Below are 25,681 nucleotides of genomic sequence, written 5' to 3' on the forward strand. Positions count from 1 at the left end.
CGCCATCGCCCGCGTCCCCATCGGGACCGTCGTCAAGGAACTCTGGCCCTTCTACCTCGTCGCATTCACCGTCCTCGTCCTCATCTCATACGTTCCAGCCTTCACACTCTACTGAGACCGAAATGCAAGACACAAAGAACATCGCATTCGTCGGGTTGGGGTCCATGGGGCTTCCCATGGCCACCAACCTCGTCAACGCGGGATACACCGTCAAAGGCGTGGACTCGCGCCAGGAGGCGATGGATGCCCTCGTGACGATCGGCGGGAAACCGGCCGAAAGTCTCAAGGATGCCTGCGGCGACGCTGCCATCCTCGTGCTCATGGTCGTCAATGCGGCTCAGGCACGCACGGTGCTCGTCGATGCCGGCGCGCTTGAGGCCCTGCCGCAAGGTGCGCATGTCTGCCTCATGGCAACATGCCCGCCCGACGAGGTGCAGACGCTGGCAACGGACGTGGCCAAGAGCGGCAAGATCCTCGTCGACGCCCCGGTCTCCGGCGGCGTCGTCGGGGCCAAGGCCGGAACGCTCACGATCATGGTCGGCGCACCGCGTGCGGACTATGACGCGGTGGCGCCGGTGTTGCGCACCATGGGCGACAAGCTCTATCACTGCGGGCCGGAACAGGGACAGGGCGCGGTCGTCAAGGCGATCAACCAGTTGCTCTGCGGCGTGCATCTCGCCGCCGCCGGCGAAGCGCTTGCCCTTGGCGAGAAGGCCGGCGTCGATACTGCGACGCTGCTCGAGATCGTCTCAGGCTCGGCCGCCTCCAGCTGGATGCTGAAGGATCGCGGGCCGCGCATGCTGATGGAGCACCCGCCGGTCACCAGCGCGGTCGACATCTTCGTGAAGGATCTCGGCATCGCCCTTGCCGCCGGACGCTCCGTTAGCATGGGCCTGCCGCTTGCCGCCGCAGCCCACCAGATGTTCCTCGGCGAGAGCGGCGCCGGCAACGGGCTTCTCGACGACAGCCAGGTCATCGCCGCCTACCGGCGCCTGAACGGCATCTCTTGACACCGGCTGCGCGCAGGCCGCATTGAAAATGCGACTGCGCGCATTCCTCCACATTCGGCGTCGGGATCGGCGCAGCGGGAGGACAAGATGGCGATCAGCCCCAACCTCAATTCGCTGGCCTACTTCGAGGCAGTCGCCCGAACCGGCAGGGTATCGCTCGCCGCCGAAGAACTCGGCGTGTCGGCCGCTGCCGTCAGCCAGCAGATCAAGCAGCTCGAAGAGCAATGGGGCGTCCGGCTCTTCCGCCGCAAGGACCGCCGGCTCAGCCTGACCATCGATGGAGAAATGCTGTTCCAGACGACAACAACGGCATTTCGCATGATCCGGGAAGCCCGTTCTGCGGTTCTTCGTCAGCGTAACAGCCGGCATCTGACGATGCGCTCCAGCCCGAGTTTCGCCGTCCGCTGGCTGACGCCACGGCTTAAACCGTTTCTGGATGCCAATCCCGACTGGGGCGTGCGGGTCGATGCGACACCGGATTTCTCCGATTTCGAAACCGAAGTGATCGACCTCGACCTGCGCTACGGATCCGGCGCCTGGGAAAATCTTCATACGGAATGCATCATTCACGATCTCGTGCTGCCGATGTGCAGCCCGGAGTATCGCGAGCAACTGCGCGCGCTGAGCGACGACCCGGTGATCCAGATCGCCAATGCGCGCCGCATTCAATCCGTCAAGGCACTCTACCAGTGGGATATCTGGCTGATCGTGCACGGCATCGATCCGTCGACGGAGCATGCGCCGCTGCGTTTCGACCGATCGAACATGGCCATCCAGCTTGCCAGGGATGGCGCCGGGGTCGTCCTCGATTCCGTGACACTCGCCCATGAGGATCTCGAGCGCGGCACGCTCGTGCCGCTGAGCACCGCGTTCGATGTGGTGGAATTTCCAGCCTACTGGCTGGTCTGCCCTCCCCGCCATGTCAGCCGTCGTACCGTCAGTGTCTTCGCCGAATGGATCCGGACGGAGGCCAGGACGTTTGACGCGTCCATCAGGCAAACGCTGTCGGACCTCGGATGCAGCTTTCGTCCTGCCCGTGACCAGGAACCTGGCCTGAGATAGCGCTACCTGCGGAAATCGAGGGACAACGCAACCTCAATTTTCAAGCACCTCCAAGCACTTCCGCCTTTGCTCGAAAGACGGAAGTGCGGCCAGATCGTTACGCGCTCTTACGGGCACTGTTTTCGAAGCTCACGCCGTCCAGCTTCTTGATCAGCACGGCGCGATCCTCGATGGATTTCAGCCGGACCGTCTGGGCCATGCTCTTGATCGGCACCTGCGGCGGCAGCGACAGGGCGATGCCCGGAATATTCTCGGCCGCCCACTGCCTGAAACGCGGCAGCTTGTTCGGGCCGCTGATGGGGAAAGTATGACTGTATCGGAAGCTCATTGCTGGCTCTTTCTGAATTGGACAACGACCCGGCGCATCAAGGGGCCGGCGTTGCTCCGAAGGGTTCCATTTGGGATCGGGAAAACGCCTGGCACCACTCTTGCCGTCGCAGGTAGTGACGCCAGGCAGTCAGCGCCCGGCGCTGACCCTGTGGATAGGGAAGGCAGGCAGCCGCCGAGGGCGGCGCTTGAACACCGGCAGGAACATCGGGACGGTTTTCAGCATTCCATCGCGGGCCGCCTGCCGAACGGCAACATCCGCCCGCCTGCGCCGACGAATGGCTCCAGACGGTCCGGGGCTGTGGCGGCAAGCGTCCGAACGAATACGGCGAGTTCGACATCGTCGAGCGCATCGGCCGCTGCATCCAGAGAAAACCACCGTCGCTGCCTTTGCCCCTTTTCCCGCCAATGGCTGAGCGTGCCGCGCACATTCATGCCGAACACCGCGACGCGGCAGGGAACCTGCGAACCGTCATCCAGCAACTTCAGGTATCGATAGGACGTCATCGGTGTCGACGAGATATCGCCGACAATCCCAGCCTCTTCGAACGCTTCCCGTGATGCGGCGACGAAGGCAGGATATCCCTTCACCATCCACCCCTTGGGCACGATCCACCGCCCTCGCTCCCGCGAGGTGATGAGCAAGACCTTCGCTTCGCCATTCTTCCGGATTCGCCAGGGAAGAACACCGACCTGCTGCAACTCGTCCCGCCTGCCGGCCTCCAAGGCACGACCACTGGTCATTTCTGGTCTCATCGCCCGGTGCCCTCCTCGAAAAGGGAGGAGGCGAACCGACTGGCACCCTTTTCTCTCAGGATGCGGGAGAAGGGACGGGCGCCGGTGGTGAAGATCGGCGCCTCGCACCAGGGGCAACGACGTGCGGCGACAGGAAGACGCCGGCTGCAGGTATTGCAGACCGGATGGGACCGAAACGAGGACATGGATACGCTCCAACGATGCGCCGTGGAAGGCGCAGCATAAACCGCACTGTTTGCGAGTGAGGTTCCCGGAGCAGCGGGGTCTGTGGCGGCGTTACAGGATCAAAGCCGCGCGCTCCGGGATACGGCGCGTGCTTGCTCGATGTGCCTCGATGTCCTGTTCAACATGTCCATGGTCCTCATGTGGGCCGCGAGTATGGCGAAATCAAGCCCTTATTGTTCGTCGGATAACCTCTCGTCTTGCAGTTCCGTATAAGCACAGTTTGTCGGTGACGATGCGCTTTGTCGACGGCGTAAAGCAGTGCTCCTCGGTCGGAAATCGCGCGGCAGTTGCCGCCGATCAGCGTCGTTCATTCCCTTCGATCAACGCGCGCATGCGGCTGACTGCCGCCTCGGGCGCGGTCAGCACAGGGATATCGACGGCACGCCGAACCGCCTGCGCGGCACGGGTCGTCGAGAAGTGCGCCAGCATGATCGCGTCGCAGTCGACAAGATCGCGTGCGGCTTGTGCCACGCGCCGGTCGTGATCCTCCCGGTCGCCACGGCGCAGGCTTTCGATTGCGCCCTCCGCGATGACCGTTTTCAGTCGTGCGGAGCGGTCCATCTCGGCGGCGAAGGCGGCAAATTCGCTTTCCATCGTGGATACTGCCGGCGCGAAGGTCGCCACCATGCCGATGCGTTCCCCGCGCGCCAGCGCGTCGCGAAACATCGCCTCGTTCGGCATCAGCACGGGAACCGTCACCTGCGAGGCGAGCTGGCGGATCGCGGAGCCGAATGCGGAGCAGGTGATGAGGATCCCGTCGGCGCCGCCGGCGACCGCCTGCTTGCCCAGCGCGACGAAACGGCAGACGAGGCCCTGAGACAATCCGCCCACCTCCCTCGCCCGGTCGATGGACAGGCTCTCGTCGAGAATGTTCACCGCCTCCGCTTCCGGCCAGAGAGCCCGCATGGCGCCCTGGACCGGCTCCATGGCCACCGGCGTGGCATGGAAGAGGAAGATGCGGGGCGCACTGTCAGGCATCGACCTTTGCCTTCGAAGTCTGTTCGGACAGGAATGCCCGGTCCTGAAGCCGGCGAATTTCCCATAGCTGCGAACCCTGCGGCTCCTCGACCATGTCGTAGGTGACGAGCGTTCCGGCAGGAATATCCACCTTGGCGCGGTTTCCGGTCAGCAGGTGGGCGCAGGCCGGGTTGCCGGGCGCGACCGGCACCGCCGGAATGATGCGCGCCGTCATCATCGGATTGTGATCGTTGCCGAAGGTTTCCCCTGCCCTGATATCCCGGGCCGCCACCTTGGCGAGATCGTAGCGGGGCCGGTAATCGTCCGAACCGGTATCTATCCCCAGGAGGCCCGCCATCAGCAGGGACGTCGCGGTCTCCACGCCGCACAGGTGGTAGGGACGGTAGATGACGGTCGCCGTTTCGTCATAGTTCGGGATCTGGCCCTTCGTCGTCAGAATGTGGTTCGAATAGGCGTTGTCGCAGCGCACCACCAGGAAGACGCCGCCACCGAGACCGGACTCGTCGGGCCTGCGCAGGCAGGTCGCAAGGTCGATCGTATCGCCGCGCTCGAACAGGCCGCCATTCACCGCTTCGCAATAGGCGACGGGGATCTCGGTAATGCGCAGCGGGGCGTGGATGAGGGTGTCTACCGCCGGCATCATTCCAGTGTAGTTGGCCGCAACGGTGATCTCGCAAAGATCATAGGCGCCGGGCTGCGGCAGCCGTGCCAGGATCTCCTTGCGGCGAGCGACGAATTCTGCGGCCTGCCCTTCGGGGATCATGGCAAGCCATTTGCGATCTTCTTCCGAGACGGAGATGGACGCGACGTTGGGCGCATGGATCTTCTTGTCCGTCTTGATCGTGACCGTGCCCTTGGCCTCGTCATAGACGAACTCGCCATCGGTGGCCTTGCCGCCGGACAAGACGGTCAGGCCCACTGACTTCGCCCATTCGTAGAACTGGATGAGAAGACCATGCTGGTCGCCGTCGACAGGTGTGTAGACGACGCCGGCATCCTGCGCGAGCCGCTTCAGCATCGGTCCGACGGCGACGTCGCAATCCTTGGTGACCATGGCAACGTGCTTGCCGGCATTGATCGCCTGCACGGCATATCTGACACTTGCCTCCGGCACGCCGCTGCTCTCGCAGACAACCTGCACGGCCGGTATGCGGCCGACGATCTCCGGACGATCGGTGTAGACGAACCGACCCTCGGCGATGTGCAATTGGGCTTCCTCGGCCGTCTCGGCATAGGCGACACGGGCCATCTCATAGCCGCCCTTTTCATAGGCGCCGCGCGCGGCATCGGTGGAGATATCGGCCACCACCACGACGTTCAGCCGCGGTGTGCGGGGTGCCTGGGTCACAATGGCGGTCCCGTAGTTTCCGGCACCGATATTCCCGACATTGACTTCTCCGGCTTTTGCGAAGCCGGAATAGATGTGATGATAAACCATTGATATTTCTTCCCTTCATAGAATATCGCCAAGGCCTTCAGACTGGAACTGAGGCCGAGTTTCCACACGCGGCGGTCCGGCACTCGCCGTCGCGTCGTCATGCAGGTTCAGGTCTGCAAACAGAGGAGGCATCGGCCGTCTGAACGTCGCTCCCGGCGGACGCTGGACGGCACCGTTGCGTCCTATTTCGCGATGGCCGCCGCCCGTCGCCTGGTCCGCTGCGAGACCAGCCAGGGCGAGACGAGAAGCACTACGGTCACGACGATGATGCCGATCGCGATCGGGCTGCGGAAGAAGACCGACAGGTCGCCATCCGACGCGACGAGCGTGCGACGGATGCCGCGCTCCAGGATCGGTCCGAGGATCATGCCCAGAACGAGTGGCACGGGCGGATAGTCCAGCTTCATCATCAGGTAGCCGAGAAGCCCAAAGCCGATGACAAGAACCACTTCGAACATCGCGTTGTTGATGCCGTAGATGCCGAAAGCGATGATGGCGATCACGGCCGGAAACAGGTAGCTCGGGCGAACGAATGCGCAACTCGCAAGGATCGGCGTCAACAGGATCGTGATGGCGACGAGCGCGAGATTGCCGATGTAGAAGCTGCCGAAGATAGTCCAGACAAATTCCGACTGCGTCTGGAACAGCATCGGCCCCGGCTGCAGTCCGATCATCAGGAGGCCGCCCATGAGCACCGCCGTGGTCCCCGATCCCGGAATGCCGAGGGCGAACATCGGGATCATGTTGCCGTAGGCAGCGCTGTTGTTGGCGGCCTCGGGCGCAGCGACACCTTCCATTGCACCATTGCCGAACCGCTCGGGATGCTTCGACGTTCGCTTGGCGAAGGCGTAGGAGATCATCGTGGCCGCGGTCGCTCCCGCGCCGGGAAGGATGCCGACGAAGAAGCCGATCAGCGAACCCGAACCAAGCTCGCGCCAGCATTGCAGCGTGCTGCGCACATCCGGAAGCAGTTCACGGAAGCGAAATCGACCGGAGTCGTCGTGCGCGCCCGTGGACGGGGGCGTGGCGTACATTTCCGCCAGGCCGAAGAGGCCGACGGCGATGATCGAGAATTCGATGCCGTCGAACAGACGCACCTCGCCAAAATCGAAACGCGGCAGCCCGACCATCGGGTCGAGGCCGATCGTGCCGATGAAGAGGCCGAGGAACAGCGAGATCATGGCCTTGTTCAGGTCGCGTCCGCCAAGCACGCTCACCAGCGACAGGGAGAAGACCATCAGCGCTGTCATCTCTATCGGGCCGAAGGCGATGGCGGCTTTCGCGATCGTGGTGGCGAAGGCCGTCAGCAGGACCAGGCCGATCAGGCCGCCGATGAAGGACGCGGCGATGCTCAGCCCCAGCGCCGCGCCGGCCTTGCCATTGCGCGCCATCTTGTGCCCGTCGATGACGGTCATGGTGGCCGAGGCATCGCCGGGAATGCCGAGAAGAATAGCCGTTACCGCGCCGCCATACTGGGCGCCGTAATAGACCGCGCCAAGCGCGGCGATCGCGGCGGTCCCGTCAAAACTGACGGCCACCGGCAAGAGGATGGCCACACCGGCCGTTGGCCCCAGGCCGGGCAGTGCACCGATGAACAGGCCGATGATTGCACCGACCATGATCGCGGCGAGGACGGTCGGTTGCGACGCGGCGGCCAACCCTTGAGCAAGCAATTGCCAAGATTCAAACATGATGATTTCTCTTTGCGCAGATCACAGCAGCGGCATTGCCAGCACGAGGCCGAAGACGAGGTAGAGGACCCCAGCCATCGCCACAGCGATTGCACTCACTGCCATGAGGGAGCGGATGTCCCGGGCGCCGAATATGGCGCCGATGGCGACCATCAGCAGCACCGCGGCCGCGATCATTCCGATGAACCCCGAGAGGACGACGAAGCCGCCGATCGCCAGGCTGACCAGCCCGACCCGCGCCACTTCCGTCCTGTCGACGGCACCAGCCAGGCCGGACTGCCTGAGCATCTTGATGAAGTTGAGGGCGGAAAAGAGCGCCAGCCCGCCGCCGATCCAGAACGGGAAGAAGCCGGCGGCTGGGACGCTTCCATCCTGGTATCCGTAGTTCATGCCCTGCGAGACGATATAAATGCCGAGCAGGGTCAGGGTGGCCGACAGGCCAAGGTCGAAGGTTCTTAGGCGTATCACTGCTGTCTCTCCTGGGCTCACGGCGTCCGATGCCGGCCGATGGGCGGCCCCCGTTCGAATTGCGGGGGCCGCCGACCTCACTTGATGAGCTCGAGTTCGCGCATCAGCGCTTCGTAGCGCGCGGAGGTGGCGACGATCTCCTCTCCGAATTCCCTGCTGTTGAGGAACAGGGGAATCTCGTTGAAACGATCGACATATTGCGCGCGCCATTCCGGGCTCTCGGCGACAGTCTTCAGGACACCTTCCCAATAGGTCACGGCCTCGGCCGGAACATCCTTCGGCATGATGATGCCGCGGAGCTGGGTGTGTACGATGTCGTGGCCAAGCTCGGAAAAACTCGGCACGTCGGGAAGCGACGTCATGCGCTCGGCGGAGGTGACCGCCAGTGCCCGCATCGTCCCGGCATTCACCTGCTCGAGGATTTCGTTGGGGTTGCCGAAGAGAAGGTCGAGATGCTTGCCGAGCACGGCCGCCATGACCTCGCCCTCGCCGTCGAAGGGAACGACCTTGATCGAGGCGCCCAATTCCTTGTTGAGGAGATGGGCCAGCAGGGCGGGATCGGAGACGGCGCCGGCCGTGCCGATCGTCAGGCCCGTCGCCGTCTTGATGTCGTCGATCGTCTTGATATCGGAGTCCGCGGTGACGGCAAGAATGTAAGGCGAGCGTGCGATGGCCGCGAGCGGCGTGAAATCGCGGTGGCTCAACGGCATCTTGCCCAGAAGCGGCGTTGTGAAGAAACTGACGCCGACCCCGCCGAGATAGTAGGGATTGCCCTTCTGCGCGTTGATGAACGAGTAGCCGATGGCGCCCGAGCCGCCCGGCCGGTTCTCGACCAGCATCTTCACCGGAATGAGCTTCTTGTCGTCGATCACCTTGGCCATGGTGCGGGCGATGATGTCGCTGCCGCCGCCGACGCCGAAGGCGACGACGTAGTTCATCGTCTCGGCGGGATAGTCCTGCGCCTGCGCCGTCATGGACAGCATCGGCTGAAGCGCAAGCAGGGTTGCACCGTAGGCCAGCAGCGCCCGACGCTTCAGTCCGTTACGGGTCTTAAGTCTTTCCATTGTCTTTCCTCCCAAAATGTCTGTCGCCCGGCAGGTAGCCATGATCAGGTGGATGCCTTCAGGCATCGCACAGCCTTCGCCGGATGCGAGATTTCGTCGCCATGACTGATGACGCGGTTCGCATTTGCGGTTTCGATCAGGGCGCCTCCGCCGGTGTCGGCAATCCCTTCCCGATTGCGACACCCAAAGTCTGGACCGGGACAGGGTGGTGGTTCAAGTATAATAATGATACCGATTGGTCATCTTTGTGCACCAATGGAATAGCCATGGAGATCGTCAACGACATCAATCTCAGACTGCTCCAGACCTTTCTCGTGGTCGCGAGCGAAGGCAGCTTCCGCCTTGCCGCGGACAAGCTCAATCGCGCGCATTCGGCCATCAGCATCCAGATCAGGCAGCTTGAGGAACAGCTTCAGGTCAGGCTTTTCGAACGCACGACGCGCAATGTGCGGTTGACCGAGGAAGGTGCAAAACTGCGGGAGAGCCTGCGCAAGGCGCATTTCGAAATCCTGCATGGGTTGCGGGAAATCCGGGAGGCGGCCGATCTCAAGCGTGGCCAGCTTTCACTCGCCAGTTCGTCGCATCTCGCCTCAATTCATCTGCCGCCGATCCTGACGGAATTCGTACGGCAGTTTCCCGAGATCGCGGTCACCATCCGCGAACTGACGTCGACAGACCTCTATGAGGCGCTGCGAAAGCAGGAGGTCGATTTTGCGATTGGCCCACATGCCGAAGACCGTGCATTCGATTTCAGCCCGATCCTCGTGGAACCGCTTCACGCCCTGGTCCATCCGCGTTTCATAGCGGAGCCTCGCGACAGCGTGACCTGGCGCGAGATCTCGCAATATCCAATCCTGCTGCCCGCCCCGCAGACGGCCATGCGCCGGATCGTGGACCGCGTTCTCCGCGAGAACGGACTGGAAACCACGAGCCGATACCAGTTCATACAGGCCGAGACCATCATCGCGATGGCCGAGGCCGGTCTGGGGGTCGCCATTCAGCCGAGCACCCGACTGGAGAAGCAGCCACTCGCCAATGCCCGGACGATGACGTTGACCGACCCCCACATCCGCCGCGCCATGTCTCTCATCAGGCTGCGCAACCGGCAGCTTTCCCCGGCGGCCCGTTATCTCGCGGACAAGATCATCAGCGAGGTTCGACGGGTCAGCAGCTATGCCCTCGACGAGCCGTTCTTCGTTTCCTAGCGGCAATCCCTACGCTTGCCTTGGCGGGGAGTGACCCAACAGGGCTGGATAAGCCCGGCCGCCAGAGTGTGTTGCTCTCCGGTGGCCGGGTTGCCGTGCATCAACCGAGATGATGCCGTTCCTGCAGTCCGTAGACCGGCGTCGCGATCCCTTCCTTTCGGGCCTTCAGCTGCAGCGCCAGATATTGCGAGTAATGCCGCGACTGGTGCAGGTTGCCGCCGTGGAACCACAGCGCCTCCTGCTGTGTCGGCTTCCACATGTTACGTTGCTCGCCTTCCCAGGGCCCGGGGTCCTTCGGTGTGTCCGACCCCAGCCCCCAGCATTTGCCGACCTTGTCGGCAACCTCTCTTGAAATCAGGTCGGCCGCCCAGCCATTCATCGAGCCGTAGCCCGTCGCGTACACGACAAGATCGGCCGGCAGCGCCGTCCCGTCCTTCAGGATCACCGCATCTTCCGTCAGGTGGTCGACGTCGGAGCCGGATTTCAGCTTGATCGAACCGTCGATGATGAGGTCGCAGGCCCCGACGTCGATGTAGTAGCCCGAGCCGCGGCGGAGGTACTTCATGAAGAGTCCGGAGCCGTCTGCACCCCAGTCGAGCATGAAGCCGGCCTTCTCCAACGCATCATAGAAGGCGGCGTCGCGGTCGCGCATCTTCTCGTAGAGGGGGATCTGGAACTCGTGCATGATCCGGTAGGGGAGCGAGGCGAAGATCAGGTCGGCCTTGCGGGTCGTCATGCCTGCCGCCACGGCCCGCTCGGAATAGAGGTCGCCGAGACCGACATCCATCAGCGTGTCGGAGCGGACGATGTGCGTCGAGGAACGCTGCACCATGGTGACATCGGCACCGCCTTCCCACAGCGCGGCACAGATGTCATGAGCCGAATTGTTGGAGCCGATGACCACGACCTTCTTGCCCTTGTAGGCGTCAGGGCCCGGATGCTGCGAGGAATGCTGCTGTTCGCCCTTGAACACGTCCTGTCCCGGGAATTTCGGAATGTTGGCCTTGCCGGACATCCCGGTCGCCAGCACCAGTTGCTGCGGCCGGAGCACCACTTCCTTGCCGTCACGCTCGACGACGACCGTCCATTCCTTCTTCGTCTCGTCGTAGGAGGCGGACTTGCAGGCGGTCGAACTCCAGTAGTTGAGTTCCATGACCTTGGTATACATCTCCAGCCAGTCGCCGATCTTGTCCTTCGGCGCGAAGACCGGCCAGTTCTCCGGGAACGGAATGTAGGGAAGGTGGTCGTACCAGACGGGGTCGTGCAGGCAGAGCGACTTGTAGCGTTTGCGCCAGCTGTCGCCCGGTCGTTCGTTCTTCTCGATGATGATCGTCGGCACGCCGAGCTGACGCAGGCGGGCGCCGAGCGCGATCCCGCCCTGCCCGCCGCCGATGATCACCACATTGGGCTGCGTGCCATAGCCGAGTTCCGACGTCTCCTGTTCGCGCTTTTCCTTCCAGGTCCTGCGCGCCTTGCCATGCCCGTGTTCGGCGCCGAGCGGCCGGCGGATGCCCTTGGGTTCCTCATGTCCCTTCAGTTCGGTCATGGTGGTGAGAAGCGTCCAGACGAGGCCATCCTTCAGCCGAATATGGCCATATCCGTGTCCGACGTCGGTCTCGAACCCGAACCAGCCCTGGGTAATGCCGTCGCCGTCGCTGGCAGGCTCGCCCGTATCCTGATGGAAATGGCGCGGCTTGATGGCGCCCAGCTGTCTTGTCAGCATGTCGCGGATCTGGTCCCGGCCCTCCATGGTCTTGAGGTTCCAGGTGAAGGTGACCAGGTCGCGCCAGTAACAATCGGCCTGGAACAGGTTCACCGCGGCGTCTATGTCGCCGGTCTCCAATGCCTTGCCCAGTTTTGCGAGTGCATTGTCGATCTTCGTGCCGGGGCTGTCGTCAAGCATGGGATCTCCTCCATTTTGCTGGCATTTGTCGATGGGGCCTGCCGGAACTCCTCCTCCGGCGGTCCTCCGACAACAAGGGCAGCAAGCGACGTGCCACGGCGGCAGCGCCGGAAAACACAGCAATTTCAGGGGCGAAATCGAACTGTGATGTGGCGCGGGCCGAAAAAGCGCCACGCCTGTGGCGCCACAGGCGTGGCATCAGTGCTTGGGCGCGATCCCGTAGCGCCTGATCTGGCGATGTACGGTGGAGCGATCGACGCCCAGCCGGCGCGCCGCCTCCGAGACATTCCAGTTGCAGGCGGAAAGCAGCTGTTGCAGTTCGCCGCCGGCGTCGTCTGCCATGCCGGCGCCGGAAGGCGCGCCGGGCAAGGTTTCCGGCAGATCGGAAGGCTCGATGACGTCGCCTTCGCTGATGGCGACCGCGACCGCCAGAACGTTGTCGAGTTCGCGGATGTTGCCCGGCCAGTCATGGCGTTTGAGCAGATCGAGCGCAAGCGGCGACAACACCGGCACGTTGCCATCCTTCGCGTGCCGCTCGAGGATGCGAGCCATGATCCATTCGAAATCCGTCCGTTCTCGCAGTGGCGGCAGTGCGAGCGTCGCAGCATTGAGCCGATAGAACAGGTCCTGCCGGAACCATCCTTCCGCGACGAGTTCGTGCAGCGGCCGGTGGGAGGCCGATACGATGCGGATGTCGACGGGGCGCGGCTCATGGCCGCCGATCGGCTGCACTTCCTTCTCGGCGAGAACGCGCAGGAGCCGGCTCTGCAAGGCAAGCGGCATGTCGCCGATCTCGTCGAGGAAGAGCGTTCCGCCCTCGGCTTGCTCGACAAGGCCTTTGCGTCCTTTCGCCGAAGCGCCCGTGAAGGCTCCAGGCATGTACCCGAACAGCTCGCTCTCGATCAGTTGCTCGGGAATGGCTGCACAGTTGATCGCGACGAAGGCGCCTTTGAGGCCGCTGCCCTCGTGGATCGCGCGGGCAAGGTGCTCCTTGCCCGATCCGGTTTCTCCCTGGATCAGCACCGGCAGCGCCGTTCGGGCGAGCTTTGCGACTTTTGCCTGCAACGCAACGATCTCCGGTGTGTCGCCGCCGAGCCGGCGGATCGGCCGGGGGATCTCGCCGCGCACCCAGGCGGAGGCGCGACGCTGGACCTGCGGTTCGATCGCATGGGCGAACAGCGCGTTACCGTCCCGGGCGAAGACCAGCCGGTCCTGCGTCGGCCGGCGCCGGGTCAACTCGGACAGGCCGTCGACTTCGAGGTTCAGAAACGTCGACACGGGCTGCCCGATCAGGCTCGCCGGCGTGCGCCAGTCCGCACCGGCCGCCTGGGCGAGGATTTGTGCCCCTCCATGCGTCATGCCGATGATGCGGCCGCCGCCATCGATCGATATCGCCGCTTCCGGATCGACATCCAGGAATTCAGGCGAACGCGAGAAGCGCAAAACCCATTCGTGGCGGGTCTGGGCCATCAGGTTCGCAAGTTCGATCCGCCGTACCGTCGCGCCGACGAGATGGCGCGCCAGGTTCTGGCTCGCCTTGCGGGTCGGCGAACTCAAAAGGGAGATGTCGAGCACGGCCGCAAGTTCGCCCGTCGTGTCGTAGATCGGAGCCGCGGTACAGGAGAGCGGCGTGTGGGTGTTGTCGAAATGATCGGTCTGATGGATCGTCAATGCCTCGCCGGTTTCGAGGCAGGCGCCGACCGCGCAGGTGCCCGCCCGGCTCTCCGACCACTCGGAGCCGAGGTAGAGTCCGGCCTTGCGCAGGTTGTTGTCGAACAGCGGATCGCCGAGAAACTCGACCGTGACACCCTTGCGATCGGAGAGAAGCAGCACGTAGTTCTGCCCGGCCACCTGATGAAACAGATGCTCCAGCCCGGATCGGGCGATCCGTATCAGATCCTCGGATCGTTGCCGGTGTTCCCGCAAGCGCGCCTCAGGCAGGATGAAGGCTTCGCAGGCATGGGTGGGGTCGAGACGATGCTGGTCGAGGCAGCGCAGCCACGATTGCACGACGATGTCGTCGCGCCCGGTCGACAGCCCGCGGCTGACCCGTTCGATTTCACGGATATGCTCCGAATGCGAGAACATGCAGCTTCAAGGCCGCGTTTGGCGCGTCCCCTCCTCCATTCCTCCGCGCGAATAGTTAACCGATCGAGTTTCGATGTAAAGCTGCGACGTCGCCGCCTGTCGCGGATGCCTGGCCGACGGCTTGGCCGGCACGAATTTCCTCCTGCCCCGATCGGCGGCCACGAAGTCCTGCAGGGGGCAAGCGAAGTCGACCTGCGACAGCATTCCGTTCCCGGCCCGCTCGCGTTTCTGGTTGACTCCAGGCCTCTCGAATGAGAACATAAAGGGAACATTATGGAGCTTTGATATGGCCGATACCGACAAAGTCATCGCGCAAGCCCTCGCCGCGGTCGCAGCCTCAAAGGCGCTTCGTGAACGTCTCCTTGCCCGTCGTGCTGAGGCGCAGAAGCGCCTGGAGGCACCGCCGCGTCCCGTCTACGTTCGGCGCAAGGCTGGCACCCAACTCCGCCTGCCCCTCCAATGAGCGCCGCCACTTCCGAGGGGCCGCCTCCATTGGACGAGGCGGTCGCGATCCTTGAATTGCACAACGGCAACGCGCTGGAAGCGATCCGATCTCTGCTAGCCGAGCGCGATGCCGTGGAAGAGAAACTCAGGGCCACGGCGATCGCGATGGGGCATGGCTTTGATCGTGGCTGGCGAACGCGCCGACCCGGCAGTTTCACCGGTGAGGGGTAATATGCAGCGCCACGGCATGGCGATGCGGGACGAGATCTCGGTGGATGCCGCAGTTTCCCGACGCCACTTGGAACAGGATGCGGTTCCAGGTGACGCTCCCGTGACCGGTCCGACTCGCATAGATGCAACGATTTCCGTGCGATTTTCCTATTCTAGGCGGCGTCGGGCGATATACCGCCCGATTCCGGGCCAGTATCCGTCCTGATGGCTAGTCCCCGATGCGCATCAGGCGAAGCTGTTGCGGTAGAGGTCATTGAGGTCGGCGATCACGGTTTCGGCCGCTTCGCCGGACTTGAGGCCGGTGCTGATGCGTTCGGATGCCGCCGCCTGGAACGGCATGTAGCCGTCGTGGCGGGGGCGGAGATAGGAGCCCTCGAGCGTCGCGCGGGTCTTTTTGTAGAAATCCCAGGCGGGAGCGTTCACGCCATCATCCTCCCAGGCAGCCGCGTGTCCCGGCTGCCCGCCTGCCGCCGCATAGGGGCCGCGCTGCGCATCCGCACCCGAGATCCAGTAGGCGAAATCGATCGCTGATTCCGGATGCTTCGTATAGGCGGAGACAGCGATGCCGGTTCCTCCGAGCGTTCCCCCGACCGGTCCGTTCGTCCCCGCGGCCGGAATATCGGCAAAATCCAGCCGCCTGTCGCGGAAGCCTTCCAGGGCATAGCTGACGTAGCCATAGGTGTAGGGAATGCAGGCGATCCTGCCGTCCGCCATCGCCATCGCTTCCGATGCCTGGATCGGATCCATGTCGAAGCAGGCGGGATCGAGATGGGTGACGAGCTCCCTCAGCAGATCGTAGACACGGGCGCCGGCGGCGGCATCGATCAGATCGCCCGATACGGTCGAGCACGGCTGGCCGATGTTCGCAGCCAGCGTGTAGAACGTCATCAGCGCATGGGGCGCGCGAAGCGGTAGCAGGACACGTCCTTCGCGGGCGAGATCGACGACCTCCTCCCAGCGCCTCGGTGCGCGAGCGGCGAGATCCGGCCGGAAGGCCTGCACCTGCGTTGCCGCATCGATCGGGAACGCCCACTGGCGCCCCTGCCAGAAATAGCTGCGGTAAGACGGGCCGACCGAGGCGTCGCCAAGGGCCTCCCGCTCAGCCTCCCTGCCCTCGACATCGAGCGGCAGCAGGCAATTCTCCTGCGTCACCTGCCCCACATGAGGATGATCGATGACGATCAGGTCGTAAGCGCGGGCCAGTTCGTCGACCGGGAAGCTCTCGAAGTCCTGAAGCGAGCGCTTCTCCCAGACGATTTCGATCCCCGTCTTCTCCTTGTAGACCTCGGAACAGCGCACCATCGGATCGTAGCCGCGCGGATGGCTCCAGGTCATGCCTTTCAGTGTCACGGTCATGGTCGCAACTCTTGTCTCTTGTCGCGTGTTCGGGAACGGGTTGTCGTCAACGCCGGTGGAAGACCGGCGCGCGCTTCTCCTTGAAGGCGGCGCGGCCTTCCAGCGCATCCGCCGTAGCGAAGCAGATCGTCTGCAGGTCGCGCTCGTATTCGATCGCCTTTTCCTGCGGCATGGCATGGGCGGCGCGGAGGTTGAGCTTGGCAGTCTCGGCGGCGATGGGCGCACGCGAAGCGATCGTCTCGGCGATGCCGCGGGCCCGTGCCGTCAACTCGGCCTGCGAGACGACCTCGCTGACGAGGCCCCAGGCGAGCGCCTTCTCGGCCGACACGGCATCGCCGGTCATCAGCATCAGCGCCGCGTTGGACGCACCGATCGAATGCGCAAGGAAGGTGGCCATGCCGCCGCCGCCGATCCAGCCGAGCTTGATCTCCGGCGCCGCGAACTGGGCGTTTTCGGAGGCGATGCGGATATCGCAGCTCATCGCGGTTTCCAGCCCGCCGCCGAAGGCATAGCCGTTGACGGCCGCAATCGTCGGCTTCAGGAGCCGCCGCATGGCGTCGCAATAGTCGGGCCGGTTGCGAAACTGCCAGGGCGTCTCGTAGCCGTCCAGTTCCTTGATGTCGGAGCCCGCACAGAAGGCCCGGTCGCCGGCGCCGGTGACGATGACGCAGCGGATCGTGTCGCTGGCGTTGACCGTCTCCACCGCTTCGACGATCGCATCGGACATTTCCGGCGTGACGGCGTTGAGTTTCTGCGGCCGGTTCAGCGTGATCGTCGCCACGTGGCCATCGACTGTGAAGACAATGTCGTCCGTCATCGCTCAGAGTTCTCCCTGCGCGACGACGCCGGTCGCCAGAAGCTTTTCGATCCGTTCGGGTGCGAACCCGGCTTCCTTCAGGACCTCGCGCGAATGCTGACCGGTCACCGGTGCTCCCCGATCAACGCGGGAGGGCGTCCTGGAGAAATTGATGGGGAAGCCGGGCGTCTTGATACGGCCCTCGGTCGGATGGTCGTACTCGACGAACGTGCCGTTGTGGCGGATCTGCTCGTCCTTCAGGAGCTCCTCGTATCCGTAGACCGGACCGCACCAGATGTCGGCGGCGCGCAGCAGCGACAGCCACTCGGCGGACGTCCTGGCCAGCAGCCGCTCGCGCGTGCGGGCAAAGATGTGGTCGCGCTGCGCCCAGCTGTCCGTCTCGTCGTCCATCGTCAGGAACGACGGCTCGCCGATGATCTCGCCGAATTTCCGGAGCGGCGGGAAGGCCACGATGATGTAGCCGTCGCTGGTGGCGAATGCGCCATAGGGCGCGCGGATGTAGACATGGGCGTGCGGTTCGGCGGAGCGCGCCTGCGGCTTGCCGGCGACGGTGAAGACGGAAAGTTCCTGCATCTGGATGTTGGTGATGGCGTCGAGCATGTTCACCTGAACAAGCTGGCCCTCGCCGGTGCGTTCGCGGTGTAGCAACGCTGCGAGGGCGCCTTCGAAGGCGTTGTAGGCGGCCACGGCATCGACCAGGTACTGGCCGGCGGCCGTGGGTGCCTCGCCTTCCCGTCCCGCCGACAGCATGGCGCCCGACATGCCCTGCAGGATCAGGTCCTGGCCGGGACGGTCGAGATAGGGACCGCTCTCGCCATAGCCCGACATGGAGACGTAGACGAGGCGCGGATTGAGCCTGGACAGCGTCTCGTAATCGACGCCGAGACGTGCGGCGACGCCGGGACGGTAGTTCTGCAGGAAGACGTCCGCATCCTTGACCAGATCGAGCAGCACCGCCTTGCCTTCCGGCGACTTCAGGTCGATCGCCAGCGAACGCTTGTTGCGGTTCAGCGATAGGAACGAGACGTTGATGCGGTTGCCCTTCGCGCCGCCGGCCGAAACGTGGCGTTGCCACTCGCCGGTGACGGGTTCAATCTTGACGACATCGGCCCCGAGATCGCCGAGGCGCTGCGCGGCGAAGGGCCCCGCCATGGCGATGGAGCAATCGAGGACGCGGTAACCGGAAAGAATACCGGAGCTTTTGGTCATGTCAGTAGATCCTTGGTGCTGACTTCGCAGTCGGTGCTCAATAGAAGAAGTTCGGCAGCCACATCACGATGGGCGACCAGTAGGTGATGATGAGAAGCATGATGCCGAGCGGGATGTAGAAGGGTAGGATCGCCCTGATCATCTGCGAGAAGCGGATCTCGGCGATGTGCTGGCAGATGAACAGGATGACGCCCATCGGCGGCGTGATGGCCCCGATGAGCAGGTTGACGATCATGATGACGCCGAGATGGATCGGGTCGATCCCGAAGGCTGCAGCGAGTGGCAGGAGTGCGGGCGTTGCGATCAGCAGCACGGCAGTGGTCTCGATGAACAGGCCGAAGACCAGCAGCGCGATGTTCACGACCAGCAGGAACACCACCCAGTTCGCACCGATGGCTTCGAAGAAGCCAAGCAGGCCGGAAGCATAGTTGCCGACCGAGATGATCCAGCCGAACGGCACGGCGGCGGCGATGATCAGCGTCAGGATGCCGGAGGTCACCGCGCTCTGGCGGATGTGCATCAGCAGCGACGAAATCGTCAGGTCCTTGGTGATGAAGCCCAGCACGACGGCATAGATGACCGTCAGCGCGCCGAGTTCCGTCGGTGTCGCAAAGCCCAGCAGCATGCCGGCCGTCAGGAAGATCGGGGCAACCAGGGCCGGCAAGGCCTTCCAGAAGGTGATGGCGATCAGCGGAATGCTGGTACGCGGTTCCGTCGGCGCCTTGACGCGGCCCGTCGCAGCCAGGACCCAGACGAGGATCATCAGCGCCAGGCCCATCGTCAGGCCCGGAATGATGCCGGCAAGGAACAGTTTCGTCAGGGAAACCTGCGCGGTCACGGCATAGACGACCATGATCACGCTCGGCGGAATGATGGGGCCGATGATGGCGGAGGCGGCGGTGCAGGCGGCTGCGAACGGCGCACTGTAGCCGTGGTCCTTCATGTGCTTGATCTCGATGGTGCCGAGGCCGGCCGCATCGGCCTGCGCCACGCCGGACATGCCGGCAAAGACCATGCTGCCGAAGATGTTGACCTGGGCGAGCCCGCCCCTGATATGGCCGACGAGCGCCACGGCAAAGGCGTAGATGCGGGCAGCGATGCCGGCGCCGTTCAGGATGTTGCCGGCAAGCACGAACAACGGAATGGCGATCAGCGGAAAGCTGTCGAGGCCGGAAGCCATGCGCTGGACGACGATCTGGATCGGCATCGGCGTGAAGGTGTCGATATAGGCCAACGACGACAGGAAGAGCGCAATGGCGACGGGGACCTCGGCCGCGAGGAGGGCCAGGAAGCCTGCAAACAGAATGAATATCGGCACGGGATCAGCTCGCGGTTAGGGGAATGTCTTGCTCTTCGACGGGGAACGGCGCGACGAGCGGCGTCCGGTCCTTGAGCACGATCAGCCGGAATAGGCGCGCGAGGCTGGAAAAGGCCGTCACGAAGGCGAAGTAGAACAGCGGCACGGAATAGAACCAGGAGCGCGGCACATCGATCGGCAGTGCGATCGTTGTGCTCCGGCTTTCGATGCCGATGACGCTCGGCGTGATCCAGGCGAGATAGGCGCAGCCGAGGAAGATGAAGATGTGGCTCAGGATCGCAATCCGGCGAAGCCCCTCCTCGCCGAAATTGGCGCTGAACAGTTCCACCTTGATCAGCTTGCCCTGCTTGGCGCCGTAGCTGGCGCCGACGAAGGTGATCCATATGAAAGCGTAGACGGCGCCCTCCTCCACCCAGGTGATGGGGCGGCCGAAGGCGTACCGCGTGAAGGTCTGGAGCGCTATCGAGGCGATGATGAAGACCATCGCGACGACAAGCGCAGACATCTCTATGCGGGCGATGATGCGGATCAGGCCCGCAAGATACCCGTCAATTCTTTTGGCAAGCATGGATTATACCTTTTCGCGACGTGCGACCCGCCCGGCGGGTGGGAAAGGTGGCCGGCAGTGGCCGGCCACCGGCATCCAATCAGTCCATGGCCTGGATTTCGGCCCAGAGGCCCTTCGGCCAGAAGCCTTCGGCTTCGAGCTTCTCCACGGCGACCTCCGAACGCTCGCGAAGCGGCGTCACGTCGATTTCCGTCACCGTCGCACCGTCGGCGGCCATCTTGTCGAGCGTCTCGGCCTGCTCCGCGGTCACCGTTTCCATCTGCCAGATCACCGCATCCTGCGCGGCCTTGGTCAGCAGTTCCTGGATTTCCGGGGTCTGTGCCTGGAACCAGGCATCGTTGACTGCGATGTGCGCGATGATGCGGACATGGTCCGTGCGGGTGACGTTCTTCGCCGCCTCGTGGAATTTCGCGCCGTAGATCGACGAGATCCCGCCTTCGGCGCCTTCGACGACGCCAGTCGACAGGCCCAGGAACGTCTCGCCCCAGGCGACGCGCGCCGGCGCGGTACCTAGCGTTTCCCACAGCGTGAGATAGGTGCGGATCTCGGGAACGCGCATCTTCAGGCCGGCGAGGTCCTCGACGCCCTTGATCGGGCGGCTCGACACCATCACGCGGACCTGCCCGGGGGCGGCGGCCAGAATTCTGATCCCCTGTTCCGCGCGGAGCTTTTCGACGGCGTTCTTGTAGCTGTCGCTTTCGATGTAGGCCTGCACATGGGCATTGTCACGGAACAGGAAGCCCCAGCTGACGATGTTCAGCTCCGGCACCCAGTTCGAATAGAAGCTGAAGTCGTCGCCGTAGAACTGTACGGCGCCGCTCATCACCTGCTCGATGACCTGGACGTCGTTGCCGAGTTGTTCGCCGCGGATGAACTCCAGCTTGATCTGGCCCGCGCCGCGTTCATTGACGAGGTCGACAAAATGCTGGTTCTGACGATCGTAGACGCCCTCCAGCGGGTCGGCTCCACCGAATACGGCCGAGACGTCGGCCGAGGACGTGCCCGCCATCGCCAGAAACGCAATTGCGGCCAAAAGGCCCCTTCCCATCATTTTCATGCTCTCTCCTCCCTTTGAGCCGGGCGACTGTGACGCCGCCCTGTTTCTATCCAGCCTTCCGGATCCCTCCTGGGGCTTTTTCAACTACGCGAATGTGATCGCTAACAAGAACGGTTTCGCCTCTCTGGTTGACCACCTCGCAACGCTCGGTCACCCGCCCGTATTCGGGCCTGCGGGGATCGTCCTCCTTTGCGACGACCGTGATCCGTGTCTGGATCGTATCCCCGATGAAGACCGGGCGGACGAAGCGCAACCGGTCATGGCCATAGCTGAACGATGCAGGGTTGACCTCGGCGGCCGCCAGCCCGATGCCGATGGAAAACACCATCGTACCGTGCGCAATGCGCTGGCCGAAGGGCGTTTTTGCTGCAAACTCCGCATCGACATGGTGAGGGAAGAAGTCGCCGGTGTGCCCGGCGTGAACGACGATGTCGGTCTCGGTTATCGTGCGGGTCGGCGAAGAGCGCGTCGCCCCGATGGTGAATTGCTCGAAATAGACCGCGCCCGACATTCAGTGCCTTTCCTCCGCATGCAGGCATTCGCGATTGCTGCGGGCGCGCTTCAGGCGCCGGCACTCTGCGGTCGTCTTCGACCGCTGCGAATGACAGGAATTCGGATCTCCTCCCGAAATCTTGTGATTTGGTGTTAGCGCTATCAAAAGCACTTGTCAATCGCCGATCGAGCGTTCCCTGCCGCCTATGCGCTTCCCCGCCTGAGAAGCTGAAGCGGCACGATGGTCTGCGACGGGCCCTTGGTGGTTCCGTCCAGCCTGGCCAGGATGGCATTCGCGGCAAGGACGCCTATTTCCTCGAAGGGAACCGAGACCGTGGTCAGTGACGGCACCACGGCATCGGCGAAATCGTAGTTGCCGAAGCCGCAGATCGCGAGTTGCTCCGGCACGCGGATTCCGCGGCGGTTGCATTCGAGCAAGGCGGAGATTGCCAGGTTGTCGGCGCTGAAGAAGATCGCCTGCGTCAGCGGATCAATGGCGAGAACGCGATCGAGGCCACGAACGCCGTCGCCGGCCGGCATCGGCAGGGTGAGTTCGACCCGGGCGACGGGTGCCAGTCCCTCTTCATTCAGGCGGGAGCGCAGGCCGTCGAAACGCGCATTGGAGCGAAAGTCCTGGTCCCTCCGTCCGCCGACATAGGCAATGCGCGTCAGGCCGCGACTGAGGAAAAGCTCGGCAACCCTTCGGCCGGCCTCGAAATTGCTGAAGCCGATGGACGTGTCCATGGCGGCATTGTCGCCGTCGAAGGTTTCGACGACCGGAACGCCGCTGTTCCTGAGAAGCTGGCGGGTCAGGTCGGTGTGCTGGGTGCCCGTCAGGATGAAGCCGTCCGGTCGCCGTTCGAGGAAGGACTGGACCAACCGTTCCTCGCGCAGCTCGGAATAGTCGCTGTGGCCGATCACGACGGAAAAGGAATGCTCCTCGAGCACGCGCACGATGTGGTGGACTTCCTGCGCGTAGACGGTGGCCGAAAGGCTCGGGATGATAACGGCCACGATATGGCTGACGCTCGACGCCAGCAGCCGGGCTGCGCTGTTCGGAATGTAGTTCAGGTCCCGGATCGCCTGTTCCACGAGCTTGCGGGTCTCGTCGGCGACGAGTTCCGGGCGGCTGAGAACGCGCGACACCGTCTGCGTGGACGTGCCCGCACGCCGGGCGACATCCACCATCCTGACGCCGCCGCTGGACAGGCGGCGGCTGCGTAGGCGCTTTTCTGGTGTCTCGGACATGAACCCTCCCCGACCGAGATTCGCAGGAAGAATATCGGTGACCCCACCTTATCGCGGATTTAACGCTTTCAAAGCAAGGGCATGCCCCGTAGCAGGGCGGTCGCCGCCAAGGGCCGCGCTGCCCGGCTAAGGGAGCGCCCGCTCGGCCAGCCCGACCCCGCCGCGTTTCCGCAACAGCGCTCATTCGGGGAATTTCAGACACGCCCTGAGCGGTGTGGGGGAGGCTGAAGGCTCTCGGGCGCACAACGCCGCGTCACAGTATATGCGGAATTTTTTCTTTCATGTTGCGCTGTTATGCAACTGGAATGAGCCTCTGTACTCTGTTAAATTATTGATACTGGATCAATCTTAACGCGATGGAGGCGAGAATGGTAGCGTTAGTGAAATTCTCAGCGGATAAAACGAAGAAATATTTGAGAATTACAGATCTGTATCCAGTTAAGCCGGTACCGAAAACTTCTGGCTTGCTGGCGGTAGGTGAAGTTTTTCCTGTAGTTGTCGAGACTTTTGATCAAAACTCCGGCCTCGTAAAAGTCGAAGTAAGTAGCGACGGGAAAACGTTCTCGACGCATGACAAGAATAAGCTCGTCGCTCACGGAAACCCATATCCGATTTAGGGCGGCAGGCTTCCGGCGCAGCAGATTGAACAGTTCGCGACAGCGCCGGTCGCGCGACAGTGCGCGACGACTTTGAGAAGAACAATGCTCAAGCTACGCAACGCGAATCCGGATGGTCGCGCGGCGCTTTGGCGGCAGTTTCGGTCAGCACGGTTGCGCGTTCGGCGACTGCTAGAACATTGCCGGCGATTATTGAATCGTCGACTATGCTCTATCTTCTTGGTTTTACGCAGACGCAAGACCGGTTCCCACTTTTGCTGGAATTGCTCTAGCCGCCATTTCCCCCTCCGCGGTTCAGCCGGCCGCTGCGATGTCCGAGTATGAAGCTGTTGCCGTAGGTGTTTGGATTGCGGTTTCCGGGAAGATTGGCATTCAGGACGATCTCCTCGGCAAGGTCTGTACTCGTGGCAAGTTCCATGACGGGCGTCTGCTTGGTGATCTGCCACATGGAGTATCCGAGATCCTCAAAGCCGCATCCGTTTGCCGGTGCCGCTGCCACGCCTGGCCGGAATACGAGCAGCTTTGGCTTGTCAAAGCGGTAGCACTGACCTTCGAACGCATATCCGTAGACGGCCGCAATCACCATCACTTCCGGGGCCACCGGAGCGTCCGACCCCATTTCCACCACTGAAAGCCGGACGAAGTGGCCGTCGAATGGCAGATTGGCCGTATCGGCCGTCGTTGTGATGTTCAATGCCACTCCGTAAAGGGTAATCTGATCCGGCCAGAACCTCCGCGGGTCGGGTGCAGCAGGAATGTTGTCTGTCATCGAGTTTCTCCCTCTTTATCGCTTCGACGCCGACGAACTCTGTCGTCTGCGCCGACTGGCCGTCACGGCCCCCGGTTCGTCATCGGCATGCGTTTCGCTTCATAAAATCCCGCGCCAGGCGAAGTTGTCGATGATGCTGCCGGCAAAGCGGCTGCTGCGTCCGTTCTCGGCCGCCACGATCATCGCCTCCGCCGCCCAGCGGTAGTCGAGTGTTTCCGGGTCAAGCTCTTCCCATGAGCGGACCAGCGTCTCGCCGACAAGGTCGCGCGCCTCTTCCAGCGCCGACTTCAGGGCAAAATGCCGGCCTTCGTTGCCGCTGAGCGAGACCGAAAGCTGTCGTTCCAGTTCATCTTCCGACAGTTGGCTCCTGATGTCCCGGAACTCGCGCGGATCAAGATCGGAAAGCTCGCGTTCGAAAAGCAGCACCTGGTAGATTTCAATCAGGACGTCGAACAGGGCCCCCGCGAAAGGCTTGGAGAGATCGTGCACTTCTGCGCTGACGTCGCCCATCCGCAGCGAATGGCTGAAGAGCCGCACCTGCTTCTCGTCGGATAGCTCGCCGAAGCGATCAAGCTCGTTGGCGATCAGGAGGTTGCCACGCGTCCGCCGCAGAAGCAGGTCGAGCGCCGTGTCGAAGTGCAGCAGCCCGATGAGCCCGATGAAGTCGGCGACAGCCTCGTGGTAGCCGTAGTATTCATGCGGAGGGTCGAACCGGGGGGCGCCCATCACACCGAAGATGATCAGGTGCCCGATCTCGTGGGCGACGGAGTCGAAATTCAGCGCGAAGGGCTGCGGTTCGCCGCGCGCCAGATCCTCCCCCATTTCCAGAAAGCCATAGCCCGACTGCGCATTGTCCCAGTGCAGGCGCGGCACGATCTCGAGCCGGTCGTAGGTCTGTTCGAAGAACCAGGGGATTTCACGGCCGAGGTAGCTTTCGCAGATGTCGAGCACGCGCCGGACGCAGGCATAGGCGTGTGCCGCCTCGAATTCCGGCGTGCCGATCGGAATCGTGTCGAAGTGACCGTCCGCGCCTGCCGTTGCAGGTGGCAGCAGGGCGCCGGCATAGGGAGGCAGGTAGGGAAACTGGTAGGGTTGCTTCTCGGTCTGCGGGGCGATCACGTACATCCGGTGGTCGGCTGGTCCCGGGCCGATCCGCTCGGGCGGAGTGGAAATCCAGATCGTCTCCGGACGCTCATAGCCGGGAATGAAAGGGGGCTGCGGGAAAACGAGGAAGCGCGTTCCAAGGCGGGAATCCGCGGTCCTCTCGCCAGACTGCCATTGTCCGGTAGAATCCATGCTGGCGCCCCCGCCTTCTCCCCGTCGCCGGGGATGACCGAAGT

General features: G+C 63.3%; 26 protein-coding genes. 7 read left to right on the top strand and 19 right to left on the bottom strand.

Going from position 1 to position 25,681, the window contains the following annotated elements; all coding sequences use genetic code 11:
• Positions 1-4 precede the first annotated feature (4 nt).
• The 3 genes from LQK81_RS26385 to LQK81_RS23405 all read left to right on the top strand — a co-directional run bounded on the left by LQK81_RS26385 (position 5) and on the right by LQK81_RS23405 (position 2,072).
• Positions 5-115: a hypothetical protein gene (locus tag LQK81_RS26385; protein WP_330166557.1), complete on the top strand. Its 111-nt coding sequence runs from the start codon at positions 5-7 to the stop codon at positions 113-115.
• Between the two features lie 7 nt (positions 116-122).
• On the top strand, positions 123-1,010 hold the full coding sequence (locus tag LQK81_RS23400) for an NAD(P)-dependent oxidoreductase (RefSeq protein ID WP_230808823.1): 888 nt from the start codon (positions 123-125) through the stop codon (positions 1,008-1,010).
• Positions 1,011-1,097: 87 nt separating this feature from the next.
• On the top strand, positions 1,098-2,072 hold the full coding sequence (locus LQK81_RS23405; protein ID WP_230808824.1) for a LysR family transcriptional regulator: 975 nt from the start codon (positions 1,098-1,100) through the stop codon (positions 2,070-2,072).
• A gap of 97 nt (positions 2,073-2,169) precedes the next feature.
• Here the strand turns inward: LQK81_RS23405 and LQK81_RS23410 are convergent, their stop codons facing one another.
• The 7 genes from LQK81_RS23410 to LQK81_RS23440 form a co-directional block, all read right to left on the bottom strand.
• Complete coding sequence (locus tag LQK81_RS23410; protein WP_230808825.1) at positions 2,170-2,400, bottom strand: hypothetical protein; 231 nt, start codon at positions 2,398-2,400, stop codon at positions 2,170-2,172.
• 218 nt (positions 2,401-2,618) lie between these two features.
• Positions 2,619-3,143, bottom strand: a complete 525-nt coding sequence (locus tag LQK81_RS23415; RefSeq protein WP_230808826.1) for an NUDIX hydrolase — start codon at positions 3,141-3,143, stop codon at positions 2,619-2,621.
• Between the two features lie 534 nt (positions 3,144-3,677).
• Complete coding sequence (locus LQK81_RS23420) at positions 3,678-4,358, bottom strand: aspartate/glutamate racemase family protein (protein WP_230808827.1); 681 nt, start codon at positions 4,356-4,358, stop codon at positions 3,678-3,680.
• On the bottom strand, positions 4,351-5,796 hold the full coding sequence (locus LQK81_RS23425; protein ID WP_230808828.1) for an NAD(P)H-dependent oxidoreductase: 1,446 nt from the start codon (positions 5,794-5,796) through the stop codon (positions 4,351-4,353). Before LQK81_RS23425 ends, LQK81_RS23420 begins: the two co-directional genes overlap by 8 nt.
• A 182-nt stretch (positions 5,797-5,978) precedes the next feature.
• On the bottom strand, positions 5,979-7,487 hold the full coding sequence (locus LQK81_RS23430) for a tripartite tricarboxylate transporter permease (RefSeq protein WP_230808829.1): 1,509 nt from the start codon (positions 7,485-7,487) through the stop codon (positions 5,979-5,981).
• A 21-nt stretch (positions 7,488-7,508) separates the two neighbouring features.
• Entirely contained in the window at positions 7,509-7,955 is a 447-nt protein-coding gene (locus LQK81_RS23435) for a tripartite tricarboxylate transporter TctB family protein (RefSeq protein WP_230808830.1), read from the bottom strand.
• 77 nt (positions 7,956-8,032) lie between these two features.
• A complete protein-coding gene (locus tag LQK81_RS23440) occupies positions 8,033-9,019 on the bottom strand; it encodes a Bug family tripartite tricarboxylate transporter substrate binding protein (RefSeq protein WP_230808831.1) in 987 nt (328 codons plus the stop codon).
• A gap of 83 nt (positions 9,020-9,102) precedes the next feature.
• Here LQK81_RS23440 and LQK81_RS23445 point away from each other — a divergent pair, with 83 nt between their 5' ends.
• Positions 9,103-10,224 carry a LysR family transcriptional regulator gene (locus tag LQK81_RS23445; protein ID WP_230808832.1) on the top strand — a complete coding sequence of 374 codons (1,122 nt, stop codon included), beginning with the start codon at positions 9,103-9,105 and terminating at the stop codon, positions 10,222-10,224.
• A 100-nt stretch (positions 10,225-10,324) separates the two neighbouring features.
• Here the strand turns inward: LQK81_RS23445 and LQK81_RS23450 are convergent, their stop codons facing one another.
• Together LQK81_RS23450 and LQK81_RS23455 are read right to left on the bottom strand one after the other, a co-directional pair.
• On the bottom strand, positions 10,325-12,127 hold the full coding sequence (locus tag LQK81_RS23450) for an NAD(P)/FAD-dependent oxidoreductase (protein WP_230808833.1): 1,803 nt from the start codon (positions 12,125-12,127) through the stop codon (positions 10,325-10,327).
• Positions 12,128-12,325: 198 nt separating this feature from the next.
• Entirely contained in the window at positions 12,326-14,215 is a 1,890-nt protein-coding gene (locus LQK81_RS23455; RefSeq protein WP_230808834.1) for a sigma-54-dependent Fis family transcriptional regulator, read from the bottom strand.
• Positions 14,216-14,501: 286 nt separating this feature from the next.
• On the opposite strand from LQK81_RS23455, the gene LQK81_RS23460 reads away from it, so the two are divergent.
• Together LQK81_RS23460 and LQK81_RS23465 are read left to right on the top strand one after the other, a co-directional pair.
• The gene (locus LQK81_RS23460; RefSeq protein ID WP_230808835.1) at positions 14,502-14,678 is read left to right on the top strand and encodes a hypothetical protein; all 177 of its coding nucleotides are present in this window, start codon (positions 14,502-14,504) and stop codon (positions 14,676-14,678) included.
• Between the two features lie 29 nt (positions 14,679-14,707).
• Complete coding sequence (locus LQK81_RS23465; RefSeq protein WP_230808836.1) at positions 14,708-14,890, top strand: hypothetical protein; 183 nt, start codon at positions 14,708-14,710, stop codon at positions 14,888-14,890.
• Positions 14,891-15,115: 225 nt separating this feature from the next.
• Here the strand turns inward: LQK81_RS23465 and LQK81_RS23470 are convergent, their stop codons facing one another.
• The 8 genes from LQK81_RS23470 to LQK81_RS23505 all read right to left on the bottom strand — a co-directional run bounded on the left by LQK81_RS23470 (position 15,116) and on the right by LQK81_RS23505 (position 22,955).
• Positions 15,116-16,246 (bottom strand): extracellular solute-binding protein, encoded by a 1,131-nt coding sequence (locus LQK81_RS23470; protein ID WP_230808837.1) that lies wholly within the window; start codon positions 16,244-16,246, stop codon positions 15,116-15,118.
• A 46-nt stretch (positions 16,247-16,292) separates the two neighbouring features.
• Entirely contained in the window at positions 16,293-17,063 is a 771-nt protein-coding gene (locus tag LQK81_RS23475; RefSeq protein WP_230808838.1) for an enoyl-CoA hydratase/isomerase family protein, read from the bottom strand.
• A gap of 3 nt (positions 17,064-17,066) precedes the next feature.
• Complete coding sequence (locus tag LQK81_RS23480; protein ID WP_230808839.1) at positions 17,067-18,272, bottom strand: CaiB/BaiF CoA transferase family protein; 1,206 nt, start codon at positions 18,270-18,272, stop codon at positions 17,067-17,069.
• A gap of 37 nt (positions 18,273-18,309) precedes the next feature.
• Positions 18,310-19,590, bottom strand: a complete 1,281-nt coding sequence (locus LQK81_RS23485; RefSeq protein WP_230808840.1) for a TRAP transporter large permease — start codon at positions 19,588-19,590, stop codon at positions 18,310-18,312.
• A gap of 4 nt (positions 19,591-19,594) precedes the next feature.
• Positions 19,595-20,158 (bottom strand): TRAP transporter small permease, encoded by a 564-nt coding sequence (locus tag LQK81_RS23490; protein ID WP_230808841.1) that lies wholly within the window; start codon positions 20,156-20,158, stop codon positions 19,595-19,597.
• Between the two features lie 79 nt (positions 20,159-20,237).
• Entirely contained in the window at positions 20,238-21,215 is a 978-nt protein-coding gene (locus LQK81_RS23495; RefSeq protein ID WP_230808842.1) for a TRAP transporter substrate-binding protein, read from the bottom strand.
• Between the two features lie 46 nt (positions 21,216-21,261).
• Positions 21,262-21,726, bottom strand: coding sequence for a MaoC/PaaZ C-terminal domain-containing protein (locus LQK81_RS23500; protein ID WP_230808843.1), 465 nt, complete (start codon positions 21,724-21,726; stop codon positions 21,262-21,264).
• A gap of 185 nt (positions 21,727-21,911) precedes the next feature.
• On the bottom strand, positions 21,912-22,955 hold the full coding sequence (locus LQK81_RS23505; protein ID WP_230808844.1) for a LacI family DNA-binding transcriptional regulator: 1,044 nt from the start codon (positions 22,953-22,955) through the stop codon (positions 21,912-21,914).
• A gap of 368 nt (positions 22,956-23,323) precedes the next feature.
• On the opposite strand from LQK81_RS23505, the gene LQK81_RS23510 reads away from it, so the two are divergent.
• On the top strand, positions 23,324-23,572 hold the full coding sequence (locus tag LQK81_RS23510; protein ID WP_230808845.1) for a hypothetical protein: 249 nt from the start codon (positions 23,324-23,326) through the stop codon (positions 23,570-23,572).
• A 268-nt stretch (positions 23,573-23,840) separates the two neighbouring features.
• On the opposite strand, the gene LQK81_RS23515 is transcribed toward LQK81_RS23510, so the two are convergent.
• Together LQK81_RS23515 and LQK81_RS23520 are read right to left on the bottom strand one after the other, a co-directional pair.
• Entirely contained in the window at positions 23,841-24,341 is a 501-nt protein-coding gene (locus LQK81_RS23515; RefSeq protein WP_230808846.1) for a hypothetical protein, read from the bottom strand.
• 99 nt (positions 24,342-24,440) lie between these two features.
• On the bottom strand, positions 24,441-25,637 hold the full coding sequence (locus LQK81_RS23520) for a hypothetical protein (protein WP_230808847.1): 1,197 nt from the start codon (positions 25,635-25,637) through the stop codon (positions 24,441-24,443).
• Positions 25,638-25,681 lie beyond the last annotated feature (44 nt).

This window comes from Rhizobium sp. GN54 (assembly GCF_021026345.1).
Lineage (GTDB): Bacteria > Pseudomonadota > Alphaproteobacteria > Rhizobiales > Rhizobiaceae > Mycoplana.